The following is a 24,368-nucleotide window of genomic DNA, read 5'->3' on the forward strand; positions in this document are numbered from 1 at the left end:
TTTCCATTGTGTGCAGGGGAGAGTAAAGTTTATTGTTGATTCTTTATTAAGAGTTACCACTGGATAGTATTTTGTTTATTGAAATAGAATCATCATATAAGGCGATTCCCCTGCTTGTATTTAAGCGTGATCATCACTCGAGTATTATTAAGAAATCGCATGTTCGCATTTATAGTGATGCTCATGCATTGCTGATGGCCATTGAAGAGCAGGTTCAGGAGTTTCAGAAACTTATTGAACAGCAAACAATTCAAATGATAGAGGATAAAGAGCGGGAGTTAAATGAACATATTAGCCATTTACAAGCGTCAGCCATTCATCAATTAACTCTTTCACAGCAGCAATGGTTTGAAAAGGCAGAAGAGCAGTTGAATAAACTGCTCGATGCACAGGAAAAAAGACTGAGTGAAGCTATTGCTGATGCCAGGAATAGCATGGCATCAGCTATTCGCAACAGACTGATAAAAATGAATCAAAGTGATAGTCTGATTGGCTATTTGAGTGATGCGCTACATGCTGAATTAAATGACGTAGAGAAGTCATTGGTGATTGTCAAATCTTACAGTGATAACGGGACCACATTAACTATTGAAAATGACGACTGTATGGTGAGTATTAACACGCAAGAATTATTATCTGAACTTAAATCTTGTTTAGAGAATATATCTGATGATTAAGCAGTTTGGGGAGTTTTCTGGTTGGTTAAAGCCAAGTAGCGTTATTATTGCCTTATTATTACCGGCTGTAATATTGTTACCACTCCCAGGATTTGTTATTGATATCTTTGTTCTGTCCAGTTTTATTATCTCGGTAATGCTGCTGGTTATTATGTTGGAGAATGACAAACCATTAAAAGTCACTTTTCTTCCTACGGTGGTGCTGTTACTGACAACTTTTCGACTATTATTATCGATTGCTACAACTAGAAATATTCTTGCAAATGATGAAGTAGGAATGGTCATTGAAATTATAGGCCATTTTGTCATGGGGGCTGGTTTGCTCTCTGGTTTGATTATTTTCGTCATCATTACCATTGTTCAGTTTCTGGTGGTGACAAAAGGCGGGGAGAGGGTCGCTGAAGTAGGGGCTCGTTTTTCTCTTGATGCGATGCCGGGACGTCAGATGACGATTGATGGCGATCTCAAAAACAATATGATTACCGGGGAGCAGGCGCAGGCATTGCGAGCAGAGTTGAGCACAGAAAATAAACTGTTTGGCTCACTGGAAGGCGCAATGAAGTTTATTAAAGGGGATGCGATAGCTGGGATATTGATCAGCCTCGTGAACTTGTTTGGCGGTATTTATGTTGGGATTAATCAATTTGATCTTTCTGTTTCTGAGAGCGTTCAGCGGTTTTCGATATTAACTATCGGCGATGGTTTGGTTTCACAAATTCCAAGTTTATTATTATCGGTAGCCTGTGGGGTGTACCTGACGAGAATTAAAGGGGTAGATGAAAAGTCTAGCTCTTTCATGGGGCAACTGACAACTCAGATTGGCGCATTTTGGAAAAACCTGGCGCTCATTGGCTTGATCATGATGTTTTTGGGGATGCTCAACACTGACTTAATGTATGTGTGTATTCCAATCTCTATTGTTTGTCTTGCAATCGCATTTTTTCTTCGGCGAGGGCAATTTCACACGACGGTTAAAATTTTGGACGGCGAGGGAAGTGGACTGTTCGAATCCCTAACTTTTCGTCTTAAAGATAGTAAACATCAATATATTATCTATGATGGTGTGGTTGGAATTGAGAATCTGCTCTGGGGACAGAGCATGGGGAAACCCTGTGTGGTAGTCGATCCTCATTTAGAAAGTGATATTGAGGTGAGTGTATTAGGGATTAAATTATATTCATTTGTACAAAATAAGGCTATTGGTGTTGACGACATTCTGGGGGATGAGATATTCATTCATTCATCAGAAATAACCAATAATTTGACAGTCATTATTAGTTATTTCTTACGTAAGCGGTTAATTGAGAAATATAATATTCAATTTACAAGTAATATCATTGATGATTTATCTAAAGCAAGCGAAGTCATGAAGAAGGAAATTGATTCTGCTATAGGTATAAATCGAGTACATGATGTTATTAAACAGATGATCAATTGCCCTGAATTTTATTTAGATTCTATTAGTTTTTTTGAATCATTGATCTATTGGTCAAGGCTGGATAGTGAACCCAAAAATTGGCTTATGAGAATACGTACCCAAGCTCGCTATGAAATTACTTCTCGTTTAGTCAATCAAGATGGTGTGATTTTTGCTGCGATATTACCTGCTGAATTAACTGAACTGATGGAGTCTTTTGTGAGTGGTCAGGAGGAAAATGTAGATATGCTGATGTCAGTGAGACAGTCTTTGCGAGATGAAATTTGTCGGTTAACTGAAAAAAATAAAGTTAAACCTGTATTGGTAGTCAGTGATGCAGAAGTTAATTTTGTGAAATCCTTTATGCATCAGGTCGTCTCTTCACTTGCGGTTTGTAGTTATAGTGACATTACTAATTCCAACCTCATTAAAGATACTGAAATGCTTCAGGTTACAATTCCGTGATAATAGGGTGTAATAGTGGAATCAACAGAACCTAAAAAATATCCGCCTACAGCAAAAAAGTTGCGAGATTTGAGAAAGAAAGGGCAGTTCCCGAAAACGGAATTGGCAGAGCCTACTTTTGCTATTATTCTATTCTTTATATCAATATCTATTTTTATTGTGTTATTGTTCAGTGATTTCAATTATTGGGTTGAATTTATTGTCTATGCGGATTTATCCTCTGGTTTTGACTCTGTTCTGGTATCTTTGACTGTTATTATGGTACTTTTTGCCATAGCGAAATTTATCTTTTTTATAGTTAATTGGGTGGTGATTAATAAGGTTGTGTTGAATACGAAAGGGATTGGTTTTAATCTTGATAAGATTAATCCGGTTAATGGATTTAAAAATACGTTAGGTTTTGATGCTATTATCAATTCATTTAGAAAAGTGCTGGAACTTGTGTTTTTGATTTTTCTACTTAAGTATGTTTTCGATACTTATGGCGTTGAATTAAATAAATTACATAAAGTCAGTAACCCGTCATTTTTTGTGTATGACTTAGTATACTATATAGGGGGAGCCTCTCTTCTGATGGTTATCTATGGCATTTGTGTCGGTGCGGTGGACTTTTTATTTGAATCCTATCGGTTTCAAAAAAAGAATCGTATGACGATGACAGAAATGAAAAATGAAATGAAGGATACAGAAGGTTCACCGCTGATAAAAATGGAAAGACGACATAAAATGCGTGAATTAATGAATGAACCTATGACAAAAGGCCGGCGTCCAACTTTTGCATTAGCAAATCCAACGCATATTTTAGTGCCAATTTGTTATGAACCGGAAATTGATCAGGCTCCTATTGTATTGAGTATTTATACTAATGATATGGCATTGGGAAAAAGGAGTTATTACGAGTCGTTAGGGGTGCCAATTATTGAGGATAAGCCATTAGCTAGAAAAATTTTGCATAAGATGAAGCGTGGGGAGAATTATATTGATAAAGAATTCTATCGCGATATTGCGTTGATTATTGTTGCATTAAATAGGAAAAAAAGTTTTGTTAAAAATTAAGTGCATATGGCTATTCTTCGGCGTAATGAGCATTAGTGCTTGCAGCAGTAAAATCAAGGATGGCAATTTATTCTTGGATATGGACTGGAAACAAGACATATATAATTTGGTTTACACTAATGTTGACGATGTTGATAATTTACGGTTCTGGGTGAGACAGCCGCCAGAATACACTGATGGTTCTCCACATCAAAGAGCCTGTGTTGAGGTGCAAGAAGCAATGAAACCATCTAGATTTTATATTGCAAACCTCAGTACCTATGGTTTTGATGAGATTTCTAATTGTGGAAAGTCTTATTTAAGTGATCCTCACTTTGTTAAAAGAAAAAATCTTCAACCTTTCAGTGATGAAAGTTGGAATAAGCGTTCAGATGTGACTGTTCAGTTTGGTAGTGATAATGGGAATAAGAGTTTAGCCGTTTCTACTCAATTTGGTGGTAGTAAATTGGTTCATCTTATTTTTTCAGAATTATTTCCGGTTAATGAATCACAGTTGACCAGTAAAGGTAAAGCTACGTTACTGGTAGTATTGAAAGAATTGTCATCAATACCCGTCTCTGAAATGACTATTTACGGTATCGCGGATTCATCAGGAAATTATCCGATGAACAAAGTATTAGCCAATAAGAGAGCTGAATCTGTTCGTCAATTCTTGATTGAGGAAGGTCTGCGAGATATTCCGATTTTGATACGAGGCAGTGTCGAGAACAGTGAAAGTACAGCATTACAACGCGTACAGCAGCGTCGTTTTATGATTGAGGTGAGGTTAGCACCATGAATAATCGAAAATTTATCTTCTTAATGCGTGATTTCATTCAGTCAGTGAAAGCTTCAGGTATAAATTTTGATGGCAATCAAGCATTAGTGGGAATGTATGGTGAGATAGAGTGTAGGATTGAAGATGGAACACATGCCGGGTTGCCGGGGCATTTGATTTTGCTTGTATCATTAAGTAAAGCCTCTTTGGAGCCTGTGAAAGCTCTCGAATTGAATGGTAATTTCCATTTGATGTTAGATAGTTACATTGCCTTAATTAATAATACAGGCTATTTTTTAGTTAGAAGTTTTCTAATACCGGAGCACACCAATCAGTTGCATGACTATCTTAATGAAACGGTTGAACTTGTTCGGAATTTGATGAAAGAGAAGTTGATATAATGTGGTTGATTGAATTCACAGAGGGGTATTTGAATGGATTGACATTGCCTATTGAACCAAGGTTATTGCTAACCGGTGAACAGGAAGTCACGGATAATAACACGTTGAGCGTTCCAGAATATCTTTCTGGTAATGTAAATCTTGTTATAAAACTTGAAGAAAAAGGGCTTTATTTAAATGGGTGGAAAAAAAGAACAATAAAATTAAAAGAAAATGTTATTTATTCAATTTCAGGTTTGAGGTTTTTCGTTTTTTCCCAGGGCAATCGTAACCCAAAGCTTAAGCGTTTCTATTTTATGCGCTATGGTACATTAGGGTCAATGACCTTTTTATTGAGTTTGTTTGTATTGATCGTGGTATTGTTTCTTATCCAACATCAGCAGGAAAAAAACATTGGTGAGTATTTCAATAAGGTGGGCAGTGGATATATAAAAGATGGAAAACTTTATGTATTTGATCAGAAAATAAAACAGCAACTCCCTGATGGCTGGCAAAATCAAACTAAAGTTATTCAGAGTGATAATTATCCGGCAGCTGCACATCTGAATGTTGGAGTTGTCTCTAATAGCAGTGGTAAACCACTCTCTTATCAGCTGATAGATAAAGAGAATTACACGCAAATTCGGGTTGATTTTCCTGAAAAGGAAATGCTGATAATGCAATTATTTGGCGAATACGGGATAACTTTTGTACGTAAAGATGATGTCTGGTTAGTGAATGACCTTGCCAAAGCAAGCCAATTGTTAAAATCTAAAGGATATAACTCTGAACTTTCTCAATTGAAATCAAATTATGATGATAGTCAAATAATTGATGCACAAGACTTCCCTTATTCAGTATTTTTTTCAACTCAGGGAGGCGGATATATATATGATCAACAAGTGCGTTATTGGGAAGGGAGCAATGTACCGGGGTTTGGGGTAATTGATTCAATTTCTGAAGAAAAGATTATTTTTAAGAAAGATAACAAAAGTAAGATTTATTTCATTCATAGATAATAGGTAACTATATGACGGATTCAATAACTTTTTCTTATGGTCATAATAATATAGTAAATTCTGAGGCATCATTTTTGAGTTTTGATGCGCTCACTCAGCGAAAAAAATTTGTTGATGATACTGTCACTGTATTGGACAGTAAAACTGTAGAAAGTACTTTCAAACAGGCCACCTCTACCCACAGAGATCCGTTGAGCTTGATTGATGCATTGCTTTCGAAATATATCATTACGCAGACTGCAAAAGCCGAAGCTTTAGCTATGGAAATATCAGAAAAGTCTAAGGCCGTAGCAGAAATAAATCGTCTTTGGGGAACGCTGATGACGGAGAATATATCTAAGTTAGACCCGACAAAAATAGATAAGACAACGAATATTTATTCTAATAGTAGCTCTGTATATAATGAAATTGATAGGTATATAAAAGAAACACTGAAAGATCCTTCAGGGATAAATGCTATTACTGGGGGTAAGACAACTGTTAACTACGATCAGTTACAGTCAATGAATGCCACTATGACCGCATATTCAGATAGCACTCAGGTGGATTTAGATAAGTTGCAGCAAGATTTTAAAAATATGATGACACAGATCACCTCAGCTCAGGAAGAAATTCGAGATGTCCGCCGAGCTGTAGTTTCTTTCGCTGAGAGGTAATAAACTATGCGCGTAAAGCTAGATGTTGTGGTGGCTAATTGTAGCATGACACTTGATGAGCTAATTCATTTGCAGAAAGGACAAGTAAAGTCATTAACGAATTTTGTTCAGTCAGAAGTAATACTAAAAAGTGGAAATGAAGTGATTGCTACAGGAATTTTAGTGAAGATTGATGAACAATTTTGTGTGGCGATTGACCAAGTAAACCAAATAGCAGAATAATAAAATTGACGTCACTGAAATAACAGTGGCGTCCGACATATCGACTAGCGTAACGTAATCCAAAAAGCGCTCGGAATTGTTTTAATTACAATAGTAATATCAATCAAGAAATAGAAACCTAAAATATTGTTTGTTACTTGCATTAAAGTTGAATGTAAAAATGGTGATTCAAATCCCTATTTTTATTTTTTTGATTTAATTCTTTAATGTCGGGTTTTAAAAGAAGTTTATTCAAATCTCTAAATTGTAAATGTTTATCTTTAATTCCTAACATGGTTTTAAAGTCATTAAGGCTAACAAGTCTATCCCCCGTTTTTTTAAATTTCATCAATAACTTATATACCCAATAGATTTCAAGATGGATCGCGACGGCAAGGGAGCTAGTCCCCGGGAGCAGAGATAACTATGTCATAGATAACACTGTGACCGGGGTGAGTGAGTGCAGCCAACAAAGAGGCAACTTGAAAGATAACAGGTATAAATTCGAATGCTATATGCTCTCTTTAGCACAGAAACATTTTTTACCGAGGGAGTCAGTCTGACTACTACTTTCAACAGTGCTGTAAAAAATCAGGAAAAAACTTTTCTTAATTATTTCGTATGATATTTGACGACTAAGCAAGTTCATTAACATGACTTATAACAACCAATCAACAAAACTGACAGTTGTGTTGGACCTGTTTTCCCACAAACCGGTTGATTAGGTAATATCATTTTGGCTAACTTAAAATATACTCCGTGACAATGCTGGACATAGAAGTGTCAATAGCCCAAGGGAACGGTTCTTCCTAAATCTGAAAACGGAATGGGTGTCATGCAATAGATACATGAGTTTTAGTGAAGCCAGCATAGAGATTATGCGTCAGGTTCAGAGACTTGTAATCATAGCTCTATCAATTGTATCAATCTCTTTCACCCTGAAAAGTTGCAACCGGCAACATCTCAGAGATTCAAATTATCCTTCATTATTTATTAAAAAAATGAAAGAACCTGTTGATATGCTATTTTGCATGTATAACAATACAAGAGATCTTGATAGGAAGAGTATGAGTTTCATGAAATATGTTATAAATATTATTGTTGTCTTTGATCCCAAAGAAAAGACATTAGCATTATTCAATAATCCATTAAACACAGTAAAACTCTCAAATCCAGCTAGCCGCCTATTTCTTGAGTTAATAAAAAATAATGGTGAAACGATCCCTAGAGAAGATTTACTGAAGAATGTTTGGGAAGATTATGGTTTTACCGGTTCAAATAGTAATTTAAATTCTTACATAAGTGAAATAAGAAAAAATCTTGCCAGCTTAAGTACCGATTTAACCATAATTAAAACAATCCCAAAAGTAGGTTTCCGACTGGAGGCAGATATACAAGTATCATTGCAGGAATCTCCCGAAGAAGAAAACAACGCAGATACAGATATCATAATATCAGAGTCAGATATTAATAGCTTGCATAGCCAAGATCGACCGAGAGTGGAGGACCCTGAAGGTGAAAATCGTGTTCTTAAAAAACACAGGAATAACCATGTAAATAAATGGTTAAAATCCCGTATTTTTTTAGGTATTGCGTTTATCTTTTTGTTACTTTCTTTTTATGTATTTTTTCTGTCGAAAAGGACAGTGGAAATATCCCAAGAACCTTATTCCTATCTTTATACAACAGGCAAATGCAAAGTGTTTTCGCTCGATTATAAACTCGGTTATTCTAAGGCAACATTAAGAGAGATGGCTAAACAAGATATTAGCAACGAAAAGATTGATTGCCAGAGCGTAAAACAGTCCATTTTCCATCGGAGAATCATGCCTGAAAATAATATTGCAAAAACGTACTTTATTGGAATTTGCTCCATAGCACCGTCAGGAAAATATAACCATTGCCTCTCTATTATAAATCACTACGGAGCATCCATATGATATATCGTAGTTTTTTTCTATTTATTCTAGCAGTAGTGCTATTTATAACCTCGCTCATCTATAAATCCTCTTACGTGAAAACCAGACCATTGAATTGTGAAACAGAGGTGATTATCAGAAAGAAGATTAAAGATGAAATGATAACTCTGCATGTGAATACTATTCATCTCTTTCATGGGAACGGAAAAGGTACTATTAGCATTTATGGTACTCTTCAGGATGAAGCAAAACATTATATTCTGGATAGAATAATTAGTTTTACTTATTCTGATGACGATAATAACGGAATTTATGTTGTAAAATATACGAATTCACAACCTAAAACTATCGATAATACGCCTATTAATTTAATGTCTTTTTTTTATGAGATTGGGGGCAATGACTATTATATAGAATTATCACGACTTAAAAAAAATACATTGCTATTTAGTCAATTATCAAAGAGTCCCATAATATGCTTAACGAATTAATATAGCATTTGATTATTCAAGAAAATGTATTTTAACTAAAGGGAGGCTATTTTAGCCTCCCTCAGATACTTAATTGAAATCGTGATTAATATAATGATAGCTGCATAAGCGATCACCTTAAACTCGGTAATAGCTGTACAGAATTACCTATCAATGTTATTAATGCGATACAACAATTTTATAATTATATAACTGACATAGCATGATTTTTTTGAAACTTAATATAACAGAAGAGATTTTTTCTGTTAATTTTTGAATTCTTATTTGGAGGTAAGTGTTTTTATATATAATACTCAACTTCTCGGTATAACCGGAACATTTAATATTTCCACTAGTCTAAAAAGACTGGCCTTATGAACTTGTTAATATGAACTTATTAAATTGTTTTCTCCCATGTTTTCGCCAAAAAATCTGATGATAAGCTTTCTTCAAATACAGCCTCAAGGATCTCGGGTTTGGTAAAAAGCTTATCGCAATCGGTGACTGGAGTGAAAAGTGCTACATATGGAAAGGGAGATAAAGAAATTGGCAGTAGCAGAAAGTACAAGGAGATCATGAGTCGTATTGAAAAATTGGAAAAAAATGTGGAAAAACGAAATTTAAAAAAAATATTAAAAGATTTAGATAAGTTAGGGAAGAACTTAAAAAAATTGAGTTATGTTATTAGTGGCGATTCTGATATTAAGGCGAAGATAGGAAATGTGCAAACCAAATATGAACATATAAGACATGATTTAAAGAATAGTAAAGTCATTGAAGAATATAAACATATCTCACCCCCAGTTACTAATTTTTTTAAAAAAATAGGCAGGATAATAATTAAAATGCCGCCCCGATAAATTCTAATAATTATATTAAACCTGAATAAGCTTGCGTGAACTCTATACCCGTTATCTTTCAAGTTGCCTCTTTGTTGGCTGCACTCACTCACCCCGGTCACATAGTTATCTATGCTCCCGGGGATTCGCTCCCTTGCCGTCGCGACGCATCTTGAAATCCATAGGGTATATGTTCACGCAATTTACTCATGGAATTTTGCTTTATTAGACTCCAGTAGCATGGGATTGATAGCGGTATATCAACCTGAACAAGCTGCTGTGATCGGCTGATCCGGGCACTGTCTGGTTCAAAGCCCTTGGAAGTTGCCCGTAAACTGAATACAGGCAATTGACCACTGGTTAGTGTTGCTATCACGATCCCGGCAGTGTGAGACTGCGTTGGAGCTTCAGCACTTGCCGGATGAGGAAGTACGCAGCACTTAATTTCCCTAAGCTGGTTATGTTGCCGCTAGTTGTTTAGGACAACAGCCTTTTGTTAATGCTATTTTTAATACCGGTAGCATCCAGTCCTAAATCAGCTCTGATTTCTTCCTGGTTGCCTTGTGGCACAAACTGGTCAGGTAGGCCGATATTTAGAATCTGCACAAGGTGACCTTCTTGCATCAGCAGTTCATTAACACCGCTTCCAGCCCCGCCCATAATGGCATTTTCTTCCAGAGTGACCAGTAAATCATGGTTGCCAGCCATTTCTAGAATCAACTCTTTATCCAGTGGCTTAACAAAGCGCATATCAACAACGGTAGCATCCAGTGATTCAGCTGCTGTTATCGCGTCGGGTAACAGGGTACCAAAGTTTAGAATAGCTACTTTTTTACCTTGACGGCGAATAACACCTTTACCAATTGACAATTGCTCAAATGGTTGAAGTTCTGCGCCAGTTCCTGTTCCTCGTGGATAACGCACGGCTACCGGACCTTGCTGATAATGATAGCCTGTGTGTAACATCTGGCGACATTCGTTCTCGTCACTTGGCGCCATAATCACTATGTTAGGAATGCAACGCAGGAATGAGAGATCGAAGGCTCCTTGGTGTGTTTGACCATCAGCACCAACGATACCGCCACGATCTATTGCAAACAGGACCGGTAAATTCTGAATTGCAACATCGTGAATGACTTGGTCATAAGCACGTTGTAGGAATGTTGAATAGATAGCGACAATAGGCTTATAACCACCAATTGCCAGACCTGCGGCAAAAGTGACGGCATGTTGCTCTGCGATAGCGACATCAAAGTATTGATCCGGATATTCGCGGGAAAAACGCACCATACCAGAGCCTTCACGCATAGCAGGTGTGATTGCCATGAGTTTTTTATCATTAGCCGCTTCTTCACATAACCACTCCCCAAAAATTTTGGAGAAAGTAGGGCGATTGTCTGAACTTTTAGGTAATGTACCCGTCGCTGGATCAAATTTAGGTACCGCATGCCAACTGATAGGATCTTTTTCTGCGGGTGCATAGCCACGGCCTTTTTTGGTCATGATGTGCAGTAGCTGTGGCCCTTTCAACTCCCGCATGTTTTTCAGAGTTTGGGTCAATGTCAGCACATCATGCCCGTCAATTGGCCCAATGTAGTTAAAGCCCAGCTCTTCAAACAAAGTGCCAGGAATGACCATTCCTTTAATATGTTCTTCTGTCTTTTTCAGTAGTTCTTTAATTGGTGGCAGGTTGGAAAAGACTTTTTTTCCGCCTTCCCGCAATGTGGTGTAGAGCTTGCCGGAAAGAAGCTGGGCCAGATGGTTATTTAACGCACCAACATTCTCTGAGATAGACATTTCGTTGTCATTAAGAATGACTAGCATATCCGGGTCGATATCCCCAGCATGGTTCATCGCTTCGAAAGCCATACCGGCAGTTATCGCGCCGTCACCGATAATGCAGACGGTACGACGGCCTTTGCCTTCGCGCTCAGCGGCAACCGCCATACCTAACCCAGCACTGATAGAGGTTGATGAATGCCCGACGCATAAGGTGTCGTATTCACTTTCGTCCCGCCATGGGAAAGGATGAAGCCCATTCTTTTGACGAATTGTGTCAATACGATCTCGACGTCCTGTCAGGATCTTATGAGGATAAGCCTGATGACCGACATCCCATACCAGCTTATCGAAAGGTGTTTTATAAACATAATGTAACGCCACAGTCAGCTCAACGGTACCAAGACCCGAGGCAAAATGACCACTAGAGCGACTGACACTGTTTAGCAGGAATTGCCGAAGTTCATCACATAACTTCGGCAGGCTCTCTTTTGGTAACATACGAAGTTCTTCAGGGTTTTCCGCTAATGCCAATGTTGGGTATTTGGCTATATCAATGCTCATTTGATGCTCGTTAAGAAGTGTTTATTAATAGAGAGTTGCCAGTGGATAAATTTACCAGCAAACCTTAGCTATTACGTTCAATGATAAAGCTGGCAAGTGTGCGCAGCGTTGTTGTGTTATAAGATTTTTCTTCCAGTTTATTCAGCGCTTTTAGTGCTTCTTGATACAGCTGGTGTGCTTTTTGCTGTGCTTGTTCTAACCCTAATAATGCGGGATAGGTGCTTTTTCCTAACTGTTGATCACTGCCTTGACGTTTTCCGATCATTTCGGTACTGCCAATAACATCAAGAATATCATCCTGAACTTGGAAAGCGAGGCCAATAGCTTGAGCATACTGATCTAATTCAGGTAAAGCGTTATGTCCACTCTGGCCTGCACCATAGGCTCCCATTCTGACAGCACAACGGATGAGAGCCCCAGTTTTATGACGATGAATTTGTTCTAGCGCATGAAGATCAATGTGTTTGCCTTCAGCTTCTAAGTCCAGGGATTGGCCGCCACACATGCCGGCTATGCCACTGGCGGTCGCCAATTCAGCTAGCATTTCAAGACGATCAGCTGTTGTAACATCTGGCATTTCTGTTTTAGATAATATTTCAAATGCCAGAGCTTGCAATGCATCTCCCGCCAGAATAGCGTGAGCTTCACCAAATTTGATATGGCAGGTTGGTTGTCCACGGCGTAAATCATCGTTATCCATGGCGGGTAAATCATCATGAATTAAGGAATAAGCGTGAATACATTCAACAGCTGCGGCTGGAGCATCCAGATTGTTGGCGGATAATCCAAACATTTTACCGACTGCATAAACTAAAAATGGGCGCAGGCGTTTGCCACCAAGTAACGTGCCATGCCGCATTGTTTGAACCAGTGGGCTATTTGAAAACGTCAGTGAAGATAATGTGTTTATCAGAACCTTATCGACCCGTTGCTGATAGGTTTTAAGCTGCTTTTCAAATTGAATGGAATTTTGTTCAGACATAGGTTTATTCAGTATCCGGGGAGAAATCACTCAGCGGAGATTGGGCATCATCGTTAAGAAGAATTTGTACCCGCTGTTCTGCTTGTTGCAAAGTTTGTTGTCCCTGACGGGCTAATTGAATACCACGCTCAAACTCGTTCAGGGCGTCTTCCAGTGCCAGTTCACCTGATTCCAGTCGGACGACAATGTGTTCTAGCTCTTTTAATGAGCGTTCAAACGTCATTGTCGGTGCCGTTTCTGGCGTACTGTTTGTATTTTCTGATGTTGCATTTTTCTTTGGCATAATCTTTTTACTATCTTATACAGAGTTCGCCTGGGGAGGCAGACTATCCTATTATGCTGGTGCAAACAAATCCTTAGCTGGTTTTGTATTTTTTACGCGCCATGTAGCGAGATGGTGTTATACTTCGCAGCTTGATTTGACTACCAGAACATGATTGTCAGTTTTATTTATCAAAACTCCTAACTACTACTATAACTCACTATGAAGTTTATTATTAAATTATTCCCAGAAATCACGATTAAGAGCCAAACTGTTCGTTTGCGCTTTATTAAAATTCTTGCCAGTAATATTCGCAATGTACTTAAGACGTTGGGCGATAATATCGCAGTGGTTCGCCATTGGGATAATATCGAAGTTCGCACTAAAGATGAAAACCTTGGCCCTCAAATTTGTGATGTGCTGACACGTATTCCTGGTATCCACCATATCCTGCAAGTAGAAGAGCGTGAGTTTCGTGACATGCATCATATCTTTGAACAAGCTTATGAGGCTTATGGCGCATTGCTCCATAACAAGACATTTTGTGTGCGGGTTAAACGCCGTGGTAAACATGAATTTACTTCCAATGAAGTAGAACGCTATGTCGGCGGTGGTTTAAACCAGCATATTGAATCAGCGAAAGTAAAACTTAATCATCCTGATGTTACCGTCAATTTGGAAATTGATCAGGATGTGCTGATTTTGGTAAAAGCCCGCTATGAGGGAATTGGTGGTTTTCCTATCGGAACGCAGGAAGATGTGTTGTCCCTGATTTCTGGGGGATTTGATTCTGGTGTTTCCAGCTATATGTTAATGCGCCGTGGCTGTCGTGTTCACTATTGCTTCTTTAATCTTGGTGGTTCTGCTCATGAAATTGGTGTGAAGCAGGTCGCTCATTATCTTTGGAACCGTTTTGGTAGCTCCCATAAGGTCCGTTTCGTTGCGGTGGATTTTGAGCCTGTGGTCGCTGAAATTCTGGAAAAAGTTGATGATGGTCAAATGGGGGTAGTGCTTAAACGGATGATGGTAAGAGCGGCCTCTAAAGTTGCAGAGCGTTATGGGGTGCAGGCTATTGTTACCGGTGAGGCTTTAGGGCAGGTTTCCAGCCAAACATTGACTAATCTGCGTTTGATTGATAATGCATCGGATACGTTGATTCTGCGGCCACTGATTTCACATGATAAAGAGCATATTATCAGGTTGGCACGTGAAATTGGCACTGAGGATTTTGCTCGTACAATGCCTGAGTTTTGTGGTGTTATTTCCAAAAGTCCGACAGTAAAAGCGGTTAAAGCCAAAATTGAAGCGGAAGAGGCTAACTTCGATTTTGACATTCTGGAAAAAGTTGTCAGTGAAGCTCAGAATGTGGATATCCGCCAGATCGCGGAACAAAGTCGTGAGCAAGTAGTTGAAGTTGAGACAGTGACTGAATTCGCTCCAACGGATGTACTACTGGATATTCGCTCACCTGATGAACAAGACGAGCGGCCATTACAGATAAATGGCATAGAGATTAAATCACTGCCATTCTATAAGTTGAGTAGCCAGTTTGGTGATTTGCCAAAGGAGAAAACTTATTTGCTCTATTGTGAACGTGGGGTAATGAGTCGTTTACAGGCCCTTTATTTAACTGAGCAGGGTTTTGATAATGTGAAGGTTTATCGGCCTTAATTGCTTTCATTAAACATTTAGGGGTTCCATACGTGAACCCCAACTAATCATATAAAGAAAGATATTTTTGGCTATTTTTTCAGTCCTGATAGGAATATACCCAATAGATTTCAAGTTGCAGTGCGGCGGCAAGTGAACGCATCCCCAAGAGCATAGATAACTATGTGACTGGGGTAAGTAAACGCAGCCAACAAAGCAGCAGCTTGAAAGATGAAGGGTATATACACCTTGTGGTAATATGAGTTGAGCCGCGACCTCTGCTGCTGTTTCTCGTCCTTTTAATAATTCAATCAGTTTTAAAGCGAAATCGAAAGCCGTTGCTGATCCCTGACTAGTCAATAGATTGACGCGATCATCAAAATAGACTCTGCAATCAATCCATTTATCGGACGAAATTTTATCTTGCAAACTGGGGTAGCCGGTCATCTTACTAGCAGGGAATAAATTGTGATGTTCAAGCACGATGGCTGGGACTGCGCAAATTGCAGCGATAATTTTCCCTTGATAATGTGCTTTGCGGATTTTTTCGATAACTAGCGGGTTGTCCCGGAAACATTCCGCGCCCTGCATACCGCCGGGTAAGACGATGGCATCAAAGGAGTCATCAATAACTTTTTCCAGAGTGATATCCGCGACCAGTTTCACGCCTCTGGAGCAGGTTAAAACCAGTTCTCCATCTCTGGCGGTGCTGGCGATTGTAACACTGATGCCAGCACGTACCAGTAAATCGATTGTTGTAACGGCTTCTATTTCTTCACTACCGTGAGCCAGGCAGATGAGTGCTGAAGTATTCATGGTTGTCCTCCTTATGTTTTATTAGGTTATAGATACGGGTATTTTCAGGAGTAGCTAGGCCATGTACATAGGAACGGCGCAATAAATAACCAGTGATATAGTCAATTTCAGTGCGGCGTTTTGCGCGGATATCCTGCAACATGGAAGAGTAATTTTTTGCTGTGCGCTCAATGACATCGTAGACATAGGCAGTCAGGTTGTCGATAGAGATAGGTATGTTTTCTCGTTGCATAACCTGAATAATTTCTTCGCACAAAAGATTCAATTGTTCCGGGTAACGAAGTAAATTTCCATTCCGGCATTCATAAAGTGCCGTTAGTGGGTTTATGACACAGTTAGCGGCAAGTTTCAGCCAGCTAATAGAGAGAATTTCATCATGCCATGTAACATTCGGCAAAGATCGATGTAATACATTAGCTAAAGAGCTGAGTCCGGTAGCATTTGGCGTTGCTGAGCCAATATATGTTAGCCCGGAAGCGGTATGATAAACCTGTTGGGCATTCTGATATGCGCCATGTGTTGTGACGCCAAGAAGTATTGGATTAGGCGCTGATAGCAATTTTTCCTGAGTACCCATACCATTGTGCAGTAATAAGATTGGACAATCAGCTGAAAGTTTGGGAAGTAAATCATTAACTGCATCAGCGACTTGCCATGCTTTCAGGCAGACAATCAATAATTCGCTGTTGGCAAGATGGTCATTGCTATTAGTTGGGATTGGTTGGTTGAAGACTTCGCCATTAATTTCGTCAATATGAACAGATAAATAAGACTGGGAAGTCTTTAGCCAACCTTGTACTTGATGTTTTTGTTGTGATAATGCTGCCAGCCACAGTTTTCCTATAGCGCCACAGCCAAGAACGGTTATCTTCATATATACCTGTTATCTTTCAAGTTGCCTCTTTGTTGGCTGCACTCACTCACCCCGGTCACATAGTTATCTATGCTCCCGGGGATTCACTCCCTTGCCGTCGCGATGCATCTTGAAATCCATAGGGTATATACCTTTTGAAAGACGCTGTCATAATGAATGGAAATAACAAGATCCCGCTAATCCGAGTATAGAGCTTTTGCTGATAATGGAAAGCGGTTATCATGCCAACTTATTGATTATCAGGAGGTCACGGATAATGCCATCTTTCGATATTGTCTCAGAAATTGATATACATGAAGTTCGCAATGCAGTAGAAAACGCACAGCGCGAACTTGCTACACGCTGGGATTTCCGTAATGTCAGCGCTAGTTTTGAATTAAATGAAAAAAGTGAATCTATCAAGATTGCCAGTGAGTCAGATTTTCAGGTAAATCAATTGGTTGATATTATACGTGAAAAGCTGGCTAAGCGCGGTATTGATGGAGCTGCATTGAATATCCCTGATGATATGTTGCACAGTGGTAAGACTTACAGCGTTGAAGCAACTTTGAAGCAGGGGATTGATACCCCTACGGCCAAAAAGATTATAAAGCTGATTAAGGATAGTAAATTAAAAGTGCAGGCACAGATTCAGGGTGAGCAGGTGCGGGTAACCGGCAAAGCTCGTGATGATTTGCAAAGTGTTATTGCATTGGTTCGCGGAGCAGAGTTAGGACAGCCATTTCAGTTTACTAATTTCCGGGATTGATTTTTTTCATATTGGCTAACTATTGCCGCTTAATGGATTGATATATTTAGCCTGATGTGGAGTGGGGTATTCCTGACCGGAAACCCCATTCCCAATTTGGCTTAATACTGAACCAGAATGAGTGGTTTTTTATTCGCTTTTTATATGTTCAGGTTTGATACTTAATCTATCGTGTCATTATTGGCTATCAATTGCTCAAGTTGTGCTCTATTTGTCTGTTTGGTATCTACCTTTATGTACGCGCTGTACTCTTCTGGCACAATAACGACTTCGCAAACACCCGGCTGAATAAGAATTTTTTGCTCCAATAATGCCTTATTGACTATATTTTTTGGCAGCGAAATTCTGATACTGCTGACATAAGGGGGTTGTTTCATTGTCGTGCTGATAATGAACCAAATGGTTGTCAGTACGATACCCGCCATAAATACTAGCGATGCTCCCTTTAGTTCATATAACCAACCACCAAGGCTACCCCCTAAAGCTACGCCTAAAAATTGGCTGGTGGAATAAATACCCATTGCCGTACCTTTATAACTTGCTGGCGCTTCCTTACTGATAAGTGATGGCAGAATAGCTTCCATGATATTGAAAGCAATAAAGAAAATTTGTATTCCAATAAAAATCACCCATAAATGGCGCCCCGCTGACCATAAAACAATTTCAGCAATAAATAGCATAGCGATACATAACAGAAACACTTGTTTCATGCGGCGCTTTTTTTCTGCGTAAATAATGAAGGGCAAAACAGATAAGAATGAAATCAGCATGGTGATCAGATAAACCTTCCAATGTTGTTGTGCTGGAAATCCTGCTTTCTGCATAGCTAAAGGTAGAGCGACAAAACTTGCCATTAGTAAAGTGTGCAAACTGAGAATGCCAAAGTTAAGTTTCAGTAACTGGCTATCAGCGAGAACTTTATGGAAGCTGTGACGAGCAATGCCCGATTCACGGTTAAGGATACGTTTGTCTGTAGAGGGAACAGCAAATAATGTTATCAGAATGCCACAGCCGGCCAGAATGGTAATTCCCCAGAATAATCCATTTAATCCAATGGCATGAGTAAGGATGGGGCCGAGTACAATTGCTATAGCAAAAGTAATTCCGAAACTAATGCCAATAAAAGCCATTGCTTTAGTTCGATTTTGTTCTCGGGTTAAATCAGAAAGCAGAGCCATAATGGCAGCAGATATGGCACCAGCTCCCTGTAGTGCTCTTCCAATTATTATGTCCCAGATGGAATCGCCGAGAGCTGCAATGATACTGCCAAGTATGAAGAGTATTAGTCCACCAACAATTAGGGGTTTACGGCCGATTTTATCTGAAAGCAGACCAAAAGGGATTTGAAAAATTGCCTGAGTTAAACCATAAATACCAATAGCAATGCCGATAAGTGCTTCGGTAGAGCCTTTTAGGTTAAGGCCATAGGTTGTTAAAACAGGAAGAACCATGAACATGCCCAGCATACGCAGAGAAAAAACTGAGCCTAAGCCCCATGTTGCTCGAAGCTCAAGTGGCGTCATTTTATTATCGTTCATGATTACCTCGAAGTATTTTGATACGTCATTGTAGATAGGTTTTTGACAAGCGGTAAATAGTTAATTGAATTAATAATATTGAATTATACCTGTTATCTTTCAAGTTGCCTCTTTGTTGGCGGCGTTCACTTACCCCAGTCACATCGTTATATATGCTCCCAGGGATGCGTTCACTTGCCGCCGCACTGCAACTTGAAATCTATTGGCTATATAAGGGTAGGGGATGAGTATGAAAGGGAAATAATGGCAGTGTGCATACCACTGCCATCAGGAAGAATTATCGGACGTAAGTTAAAAAGGTTTCTGAGGACACAGTCGGGTCAACAGACATCATGACACTTAGGGAAGTAATTGCCACAATGGAAAATATAAACAACTTACGGGCCCAAACACGGTCGTTAGCGGTTTTGTAACCGGATAACGCCATTCCCAGCCACCAGACGCTCACTGCTGCTGCAACAACCAGATACTTGTAACCCGCGTAACCGCTGATTGCTAGCATTAGGGTTGCAATCATAAATGCCAGGATATAAAGGATAATGTGGTTTTTCGCCACAGATATACCTTTAATTACCGGTAATACTGGGATGTTTGCTGCCTGATAATCTTTGAAACGAAAAATAGCAATGGCATAGGAGTGCGGCATTTGCCACAGGCTGAAAATCAGTAACAGGATCAACGCGCCCGTATCAAACTGACCCGTCACTGCACAATAACCGATAACCGGAGGTGCAGCACCGGATAAACTGCCAATCAACGTGCCATAGACAGATTTCCTTTTCATGTAAAGGCTGTAAACCCCTACATATACGACAAAACCGATAATCGCTAATTGCATTGCTAAGGCATTAGCTGCTACATAGAGCAGCACAATGCCAGCAATACCCAATATTGATGCATAAATCAGGCTGATTTTCGGATCAATAAGCCCTTTCACAAGGACCCGGTTTTTTGTTCTTTCCATGATTCGATCAATGTCACGGTCAATGTAGTTGTTAAATACACAACCAGAAGCCACGACTAATGAAACACCGAGCAGAGTCGATAAGAACAAAGGGTAATCAATCACCCCTTTCGAGGCGAGTAGAAAACCACCGATCACAGAAATTAAATTGCCGAAAATAATTCCTGGTTTAGTTACTTGCAGGTATTGCTTAATCATATATGCAGCTCTTTAATCAACCATCATATTAATGTTGAGGTTGTACATGATCCATAGCGAGCCAACAACAACAATACCGATAATCAAAATAGTGAACAGCAATGCGACTAAGTTCCAGCGCTCTTCTGACGAAGTGTTCATGTGCAGGAAGTAGATAAAATGAACAAGAATCTGCACAACAGCCAGCGCGACTACCGTTGTTAAGATAGTCGTATGGGAGGCAGAACCATCCATTACCATCCAGAATGGAATCACTGTCAGGATGACTGAAAGAACAAAGCCGATCAGATAAGATTTCAGGCTACCGTGGCTAGCTCCAGTATGAGCTGTATTCGAATGACTCATTACATAGCTCCTAACAGATAAACAACGGTAAATACGCAGATCCACACTACATCCAGGAAGTGCCAGAACAAGCTCAGGCAATTCAGACGGGTTTTGTTAACATCTGTTAGGCCGCGGCGTGTTACCTGAATTATCATGATGATAATCCAGACCAGACCACAGGTAACGTGGATACCGTGAGTAGCAACCAGTGCAAAGAATCCAGACAAGAATGCACTGCGGTCAGGGCCGTAGCCTTCTACAATTAGATGATGGAATTCATACAATTCCATCGCTACGAAGCCAAGGCCGAACAGGAAAGTCATACCGAGCCAAGTGTTAACTTGGCTGATGCTACCTTTATTCATGCCTAGCATGGCAAAACCATAAGTGATACTACTGAATAGCAGCAGGAAAGTTTCAACCAATACAAAAGAGAGGCCGAAAATTTCTTTACCAGATGGGCCACCTGCGGTTCCGTTAACCAGCACTGCATAAGTCGCAAACAGACATGCGAACAAAATACAGTCACTCATCAGGTAGATCCAGAAACCGAATACTTTGGTGGCTCCCGCATCGTGGTGCCCATGATCTTCATGGGCATGATTGTGGTTAGTCATAGTTTCAGTTGACATGGTTCAGACCTGCCTTGCTAATTTGTTCATGGTGTTGATTCTCAATTTGCTCAACTTCAGCAACGGGTACGTAGTAATCAACATCTTCATCAAAACTTTTCGCGATCCAAGTGATGATCATGCCAGCGAAGCCTACGATAGCCATCCACCAGATATGCCAAATCATAGCAAAACCGAAAATCAGGCTGAAGCCAGCAATAATCACACCGGCACCTGCATTTCTAGGCATATGAATTTCTTCATATTTAGCAGGACGTTTATAAGCTGTGCCTTTTTCTTTCATATCCCACCATGCATCACGGGTTTGAACATGTGGAACGTCAGCAAAGTTATAAAACGGCGGTGGAGAAGATGTTGCCCACTCTAAAGTACGCCCACCCCAAGGGTCACCAGTTAGGTCACGGTTTTGGTCACGGTCACGGATACTCACGTAGAATTGAATGACCTGACACAGGATACCTACTGCGATCAGTGCAACACCGATTGCGGAAACAACAAGAAGAGTATGGAATTCAGGGTTGATATCTTGGCTGATACGACGAGTCATGCCCATAAAGCCAAGCGCGTAAACAGGCATAAAGGCGATGAAGAAGCCTATGATCCAGAACCAGAATGCGCGGACGCCCCATTTTTCGTTTAGTGTGAAACCAAAGGATTTCGGGAACCAGTAAGCGGTACCAGCGAAACAACCAAAGACAACACCACCGATGATGACGTTATGGAAGTGTGCGATCAGGAACAGGCTGTTATGCAGAACGAAGTTTGCACCCGGAACGGCCAACAGAACCCCAGTCATACCACCAATAGAGAAGGTGACGATAAAGCCGACAGTCCACAACATTGGCGTTTTATATTCAATACGGCCTCGGTACATAGTGAACAGCCAGTTGAAGATCTTAACTCCCGTAGGAATCGAGATAATCATGGTAGCTATGCCGAAGAAGGCATTAACGTTCGCACCGGAACCCATCGTAAAGAAGTGGTGCAGCCATACGATGAATGACAATACGGTGATGGCAATAGTTGCCCATACCAGAGAGGTATAGCCGAACAGTCGTTTTTTCGAGAACGTCGCTGTAACTTCAGAGAAAACACCAAAGACCGGCAGCACCAGAATATAAACCTCAGGGTGGCCCCAAGCCCATATTAGGTTGATATACATCATCATGTTGCCGCCCATATCATTGGTGAAGAAATGGGTGCCCATGTAACGGTCTAAAGTCAGCAGAGCAATGGTAACAGTTAGAATCGGGAAGGCTGCGATGATCAGTACGTTAGTACACAGTGCTGCCCATGAGAATACAGGCATTTTCATCATAGACATGCCAGGAGCACGCATGCGCAGAATCGTGGCAAAGAAGTTAACGCCTGTCAGCAATGTACCGATACCGGATATCTGGAGACTCCATATCCAGTAATCGACCCCAACGCCAGGGTTATACTCTATACCTGAAAGCGGAGGATAAGCTAACCAACCGGTTTGAGCGAATTCACCAACACCCAGAGAGATATTGATCAGTGCAACACCGACGACGAAGAACCAGAAACTCAGTGAGTTCAGGAATGGGAATGCTACGTCACGGGCGCCGATCTGTAGTGGAACCACGATATTCATCAGGCCGACAACAAAAGGCGTCGCCATGAAGAAAATCATGATGACACCGTGGGCGGTGAAGATCTGGTCATAGTGGTGCGGTGGCAGGAAACCCGCTTCACCGGCAGAGGCAACAGCTTGCTGACCACGCATCATGATGGCATCAGCAAAGCCACGAAGCATCATGACCATTGCCACGATGATATACATAATACCGATTTTTTTGTGGTCAACGCTGGTTAACCACTCGCTCCACAGCCATTTCCATTTACGGAAATAGGTCAGGGCTCCGGCAATTGCTAGCCCTCCGAAGAGAATCCCTGCAAGAGTAACCATGATAATGGGCTCATGCAATGGGATTGCATCAAGTGTTAATTTTCCCAACATTACTTTATTCCTCAACTCCGGCATGAGCAGTTTCGCTCATATTCATGTTATGACCTGCAGTTGCACTATGGCCGCCATGCATATTCATGCCGTCCATAAATTTGGCAATAATATCGTGGTACAGGTTAGGCTTAACGCTTGAGAAGTATTCAACCGGATGATTTTGGCTTTGTTTGGCTAACTCATCAAACGCTTGCATGGTATCCAAGGTTTTGGGAGAAGCTTTCACTTTTTGAACCCATTGTTCAAAACCTTCACGATCTGCGGTAGCAGTGGCAGTAAATTTCATGCCAGAGAAACCGTGACCGCTGTAGCTGCTGGACAAACCTTTATAAGTGCCAGGTTCATCGGCAATTAAGTGAAGTTTCGTCTGCATACCAGCCATTGCATAGATTTGACCACCTAATTGTGGAATGAAGAATGAGTTCATCACAGAATCAGAGGTGATTTTAAAGTTAACAGGAACCCCGGCAGGGAAAGCAATTTCGTTAACTGTAGCGATGCCTTGCTCCGGGTAAACGAACAGCCATTTCCAATCAAGAGAAATCACTTCAATAGTCACTGGTTTTTCATCACTGACCAGTGGTTTATATGGGTCAAGCTCGTGGGTTGTTTTCCAAGTAATGGTTGCTAAAATAATAATGATAATGATAGGAACAGTCCACACTACCAGCTCAATTTTATTTGAGTGTGCCCAGTTAGGGCGGTAGGTAGCGTTTTTGTTGGTTTCACGATAACGCAGGGCAAATGTAAATGCCATGATGATTACCGGAATAACAATGATAAGCATCAGGCCAATAGCCGTGAGTATTAGTGTTTTTTGTTCAGCGCCGATAGCGCCCTTAGGATTCATCAATACCATATCGCAACCACTTAGCATAAGAGTGGCTGCGAGTATTGACAATATCCCAATACTTTTATTGTATTTCATAAGTCTCATCTAACGACTCCAAATAACAAAAGCTCTATTGTCGTTTCATCAGTGGGGGCATTCTACGGTAAGGCCATTGGAGTGTAAACATTTGTAATAGTTAGTTGTGGAGTTGTTGGTCCTTTATGTTAATGGGATCACATGCAAATGTAGGATTAATCAGAAGTTAGCTTGAAAAGGTTATTTAAATGTAACGAAATGGTGCCGAAATACTAATTTACACGAAAATAATTTTATATTTTTCGGCGGAAAGGAAAATAGTAAAT

At 40.2% G+C, this 24,368-nt stretch carries 24 protein-coding genes and 1 pseudogene; 13 read left to right on the forward strand and 12 right to left on the reverse strand.

The features are described 5' to 3' along the window. The first annotated feature begins 71 nt into the window (after positions 1-71). Genes AM629_RS05360 through AM629_RS05395 form a run of 8 tightly spaced genes read left to right on the forward strand, consistent with a single transcriptional unit; the run spans position 72 to position 6,649 of the window. Entirely contained in the window at positions 72-677 is a 606-nt protein-coding gene (locus tag AM629_RS05360; protein WP_072161815.1) for a hypothetical protein, read from the forward strand. Then, on the forward strand, positions 670-2,559 hold the full coding sequence (locus AM629_RS05365) for an FHIPEP family type III secretion protein (RefSeq protein WP_054476838.1): 1,890 nt from the start codon (positions 670-672) through the stop codon (positions 2,557-2,559). The genes AM629_RS05360 and AM629_RS05365 overlap by 8 nt, the downstream gene beginning before the upstream one ends. Before the next feature lie 15 nt (positions 2,560-2,574). Continuing rightward, a complete protein-coding gene (locus AM629_RS05370) occupies positions 2,575-3,615 on the forward strand; it encodes an EscU/YscU/HrcU family type III secretion system export apparatus switch protein (RefSeq protein ID WP_054476840.1) in 1,041 nt (346 codons plus the stop codon). Continuing rightward, on the forward strand, positions 3,602-4,393 hold the full coding sequence (locus AM629_RS05375; RefSeq protein WP_200905752.1) for an OmpA family protein: 792 nt from the start codon (positions 3,602-3,604) through the stop codon (positions 4,391-4,393). Before AM629_RS05370 ends, AM629_RS05375 begins: the two co-directional genes overlap by 14 nt. Beyond that, positions 4,390-4,773: a hypothetical protein gene (locus tag AM629_RS05380; RefSeq protein ID WP_072161816.1), complete on the forward strand. Its 384-nt coding sequence runs from the start codon at positions 4,390-4,392 to the stop codon at positions 4,771-4,773. Before AM629_RS05375 ends, AM629_RS05380 begins: the two co-directional genes overlap by 4 nt. Beyond that, positions 4,773-5,771, forward strand: a complete 999-nt coding sequence (locus AM629_RS05385; RefSeq protein WP_054476841.1) for a hypothetical protein — start codon at positions 4,773-4,775, stop codon at positions 5,769-5,771. Before AM629_RS05380 ends, AM629_RS05385 begins: the two co-directional genes overlap by 1 nt. Before the next feature lie 11 nt (positions 5,772-5,782). Then, positions 5,783-6,427 carry a hypothetical protein gene (locus AM629_RS05390; protein ID WP_054476843.1) on the forward strand — a complete coding sequence of 215 codons (645 nt, stop codon included), beginning with the start codon at positions 5,783-5,785 and terminating at the stop codon, positions 6,425-6,427. A gap of 6 nt (positions 6,428-6,433) precedes the next feature. Further along, positions 6,434-6,649, forward strand: a complete 216-nt coding sequence (locus AM629_RS05395) for a FliM/FliN family flagellar motor C-terminal domain-containing protein (RefSeq protein ID WP_054476845.1) — start codon at positions 6,434-6,436, stop codon at positions 6,647-6,649. A 142-nt stretch (positions 6,650-6,791) separates the two neighbouring features. Here AM629_RS05395 and AM629_RS25185 read toward each other — a convergent pair whose 3' ends face one another. Further along, complete coding sequence (locus AM629_RS25185) at positions 6,792-6,977, reverse strand: replication initiation protein (RefSeq protein WP_054476847.1); 186 nt, start codon at positions 6,975-6,977, stop codon at positions 6,792-6,794. Positions 6,978-7,476: 499 nt separating this feature from the next. Between AM629_RS25185 and AM629_RS05405 the strand changes: the two genes are divergently transcribed. The 3 genes from AM629_RS05405 (at position 7,477) to AM629_RS05415 (ending at position 9,877) form a co-directional block, all read left to right on the forward strand. Continuing rightward, a complete protein-coding gene (locus tag AM629_RS05405; protein WP_054476849.1) occupies positions 7,477-8,568 on the forward strand; it encodes a winged helix-turn-helix domain-containing protein in 1,092 nt (363 codons plus the stop codon). A 137-nt stretch (positions 8,569-8,705) separates the two neighbouring features. Continuing rightward, the gene (locus AM629_RS25190) at positions 8,706-9,038 is read left to right on the forward strand and encodes a FidL-like protein (RefSeq protein WP_420806657.1); all 333 of its coding nucleotides are present in this window, start codon (positions 8,706-8,708) and stop codon (positions 9,036-9,038) included. A gap of 488 nt (positions 9,039-9,526) precedes the next feature. Then, the gene (locus AM629_RS05415) at positions 9,527-9,877 is read left to right on the forward strand and encodes a hypothetical protein (protein ID WP_161804213.1); all 351 of its coding nucleotides are present in this window, start codon (positions 9,527-9,529) and stop codon (positions 9,875-9,877) included. A gap of 456 nt (positions 9,878-10,333) precedes the next feature. Here AM629_RS05415 and dxs read toward each other — a convergent pair whose 3' ends face one another. The 3 genes from dxs to xseB all read right to left on the reverse strand — a co-directional run bounded on the left by dxs (position 10,334) and on the right by xseB (position 13,464). Continuing rightward, positions 10,334-12,199: a 1-deoxy-D-xylulose-5-phosphate synthase gene (gene dxs, locus AM629_RS05420; RefSeq protein ID WP_054476854.1), complete on the reverse strand. Its 1,866-nt coding sequence runs from the start codon at positions 12,197-12,199 to the stop codon at positions 10,334-10,336. Between the two features lie 64 nt (positions 12,200-12,263). Continuing rightward, a complete protein-coding gene (ispA, locus tag AM629_RS05425; protein WP_054476856.1) occupies positions 12,264-13,181 on the reverse strand; it encodes a (2E,6E)-farnesyl diphosphate synthase in 918 nt (305 codons plus the stop codon). 4 nt (positions 13,182-13,185) lie between these two features. After that, a complete protein-coding gene (xseB, locus tag AM629_RS05430; RefSeq protein ID WP_054476858.1) occupies positions 13,186-13,464 on the reverse strand; it encodes an exodeoxyribonuclease VII small subunit in 279 nt (92 codons plus the stop codon). A gap of 201 nt (positions 13,465-13,665) precedes the next feature. On the opposite strand from xseB, the gene thiI reads away from it, so the two are divergent. Continuing rightward, positions 13,666-15,114 (forward strand): tRNA uracil 4-sulfurtransferase ThiI, encoded by a 1,449-nt coding sequence (gene thiI, locus AM629_RS05435; RefSeq protein ID WP_054476861.1) that lies wholly within the window; start codon positions 13,666-13,668, stop codon positions 15,112-15,114. Between the two features lie 219 nt (positions 15,115-15,333). On the opposite strand, the pseudogene yajL reads toward thiI, so the two are convergent. Both yajL and panE read right to left on the reverse strand, forming a co-directional pair. After that, positions 15,334-15,909, reverse strand: a pseudogene (yajL, locus tag AM629_RS05440) (protein deglycase YajL); the annotation flags it as partial. Next, positions 15,872-16,783 carry a 2-dehydropantoate 2-reductase gene (gene panE, locus AM629_RS05445; protein ID WP_054476863.1) on the reverse strand — a complete coding sequence of 304 codons (912 nt, stop codon included), beginning with the start codon at positions 16,781-16,783 and terminating at the stop codon, positions 15,872-15,874. The gene panE and the pseudogene yajL, both read right to left, overlap by 38 nt. Before the next feature lie 256 nt (positions 16,784-17,039). Here panE and AM629_RS05450 point away from each other — a divergent pair, with 256 nt between their 5' ends. Further along, positions 17,040-17,531 (forward strand): YajQ family cyclic di-GMP-binding protein, encoded by a 492-nt coding sequence (locus tag AM629_RS05450; protein WP_054476864.1) that lies wholly within the window; start codon positions 17,040-17,042, stop codon positions 17,529-17,531. Between the two features lie 161 nt (positions 17,532-17,692). Here the strand turns inward: AM629_RS05450 and AM629_RS05455 are convergent, their stop codons facing one another. From AM629_RS05455 to cyoA, 6 genes are all read right to left on the reverse strand, one after another. Further along, positions 17,693-19,069: an MFS transporter gene (locus AM629_RS05455; protein ID WP_054476865.1), complete on the reverse strand. Its 1,377-nt coding sequence runs from the start codon at positions 19,067-19,069 to the stop codon at positions 17,693-17,695. 277 nt (positions 19,070-19,346) lie between these two features. Next, positions 19,347-20,231, reverse strand: coding sequence for a heme o synthase (gene cyoE, locus AM629_RS05460; protein ID WP_054476866.1), 885 nt, complete (start codon positions 20,229-20,231; stop codon positions 19,347-19,349). A 12-nt stretch (positions 20,232-20,243) separates the two neighbouring features. Then, positions 20,244-20,576, reverse strand: coding sequence for a cytochrome o ubiquinol oxidase subunit IV (locus AM629_RS05465; protein ID WP_036772850.1), 333 nt, complete (start codon positions 20,574-20,576; stop codon positions 20,244-20,246). Further along, complete coding sequence (locus AM629_RS05470; protein ID WP_054476867.1) at positions 20,576-21,190, reverse strand: cytochrome o ubiquinol oxidase subunit III; 615 nt, start codon at positions 21,188-21,190, stop codon at positions 20,576-20,578. Before AM629_RS05470 ends, AM629_RS05465 begins: the two co-directional genes overlap by 1 nt. Further along, positions 21,180-23,171 carry a cytochrome o ubiquinol oxidase subunit I gene (gene cyoB / locus AM629_RS05475; protein WP_054476870.1) on the reverse strand — a complete coding sequence of 664 codons (1,992 nt, stop codon included), beginning with the start codon at positions 23,169-23,171 and terminating at the stop codon, positions 21,180-21,182. Before cyoB ends, AM629_RS05470 begins: the two co-directional genes overlap by 11 nt. 4 nt (positions 23,172-23,175) lie before the next feature. Then, positions 23,176-24,111: a cytochrome o ubiquinol oxidase subunit II gene (gene cyoA, locus AM629_RS05480; RefSeq protein WP_054476872.1), complete on the reverse strand. Its 936-nt coding sequence runs from the start codon at positions 24,109-24,111 to the stop codon at positions 23,176-23,178. Between the last annotated feature and the right edge of the window lie 257 nt (positions 24,112-24,368).

The organism is Photorhabdus heterorhabditis, assembly GCF_001280945.1.
In the GTDB taxonomy this organism is placed as follows: domain Bacteria; phylum Pseudomonadota; class Gammaproteobacteria; order Enterobacterales; family Enterobacteriaceae; genus Photorhabdus; species Photorhabdus heterorhabditis.

Bases quoted from the DNA above. Each gene is read 5' to 3' on its own strand.
- AM629_RS05365 (WP_054476838.1), top strand. From the start codon at position 670: ATGATTAAGCAGTTTGGGGAGTTTTCTGGTTGGTTAAAGCCAAGTAGC.
- AM629_RS05380 (WP_072161816.1), top strand. From the start codon at position 4,390: ATGAATAATCGAAAATTTATCTTCTTAATGCGTGATTTCATTCAGTCA.
- AM629_RS05385 (WP_054476841.1), top strand. From the start codon at position 4,773: ATGTGGTTGATTGAATTCACAGAGGGGTATTTGAATGGATTGACATTG.
- AM629_RS05390 (WP_054476843.1), top strand. From the start codon at position 5,783: ATGACGGATTCAATAACTTTTTCTTATGGTCATAATAATATAGTAAAT.
- AM629_RS05395 (WP_054476845.1), top strand. From the start codon at position 6,434: ATGCGCGTAAAGCTAGATGTTGTGGTGGCTAATTGTAGCATGACACTT.
- AM629_RS25185 (WP_054476847.1), bottom strand. From the start codon at position 6,977: ATGAAATTTAAAAAAACGGGGGATAGACTTGTTAGCCTTAATGACTTT.
- AM629_RS05405 (WP_054476849.1), top strand. From the start codon at position 7,477: ATGAGTTTTAGTGAAGCCAGCATAGAGATTATGCGTCAGGTTCAGAGA.
- AM629_RS25190 (WP_420806657.1), top strand. From the start codon at position 8,706: ATGATAACTCTGCATGTGAATACTATTCATCTCTTTCATGGGAACGGA.
- dxs (WP_054476854.1), bottom strand. From the start codon at position 12,199: ATGAGCATTGATATAGCCAAATACCCAACATTGGCATTAGCGGAAAAC.
- ispA (WP_054476856.1), bottom strand. From the start codon at position 13,181: ATGTCTGAACAAAATTCCATTCAATTTGAAAAGCAGCTTAAAACCTAT.
- xseB (WP_054476858.1), bottom strand. From the start codon at position 13,464: ATGCCAAAGAAAAATGCAACATCAGAAAATACAAACAGTACGCCAGAA.
- thiI (WP_054476861.1), top strand. From the start codon at position 13,666: ATGAAGTTTATTATTAAATTATTCCCAGAAATCACGATTAAGAGCCAA.
- panE (WP_054476863.1), bottom strand. From the start codon at position 16,783: ATGAAGATAACCGTTCTTGGCTGTGGCGCTATAGGAAAACTGTGGCTG.
- AM629_RS05450 (WP_054476864.1), top strand. From the start codon at position 17,040: ATGCCATCTTTCGATATTGTCTCAGAAATTGATATACATGAAGTTCGC.
- AM629_RS05455 (WP_054476865.1), bottom strand. From the start codon at position 19,069: ATGAACGATAATAAAATGACGCCACTTGAGCTTCGAGCAACATGGGGC.
- cyoE (WP_054476866.1), bottom strand. From the start codon at position 20,231: ATGATTAAGCAATACCTGCAAGTAACTAAACCAGGAATTATTTTCGGC.
- AM629_RS05465 (WP_036772850.1), bottom strand. From the start codon at position 20,576: ATGAGTCATTCGAATACAGCTCATACTGGAGCTAGCCACGGTAGCCTG.
- AM629_RS05470 (WP_054476867.1), bottom strand. From the start codon at position 21,190: ATGTCAACTGAAACTATGACTAACCACAATCATGCCCATGAAGATCAT.
- cyoB (WP_054476870.1), bottom strand. From the start codon at position 23,171: ATGTTGGGAAAATTAACACTTGATGCAATCCCATTGCATGAGCCCATT.
- cyoA (WP_054476872.1), bottom strand. From the start codon at position 24,111: ATGAGACTTATGAAATACAATAAAAGTATTGGGATATTGTCAATACTC.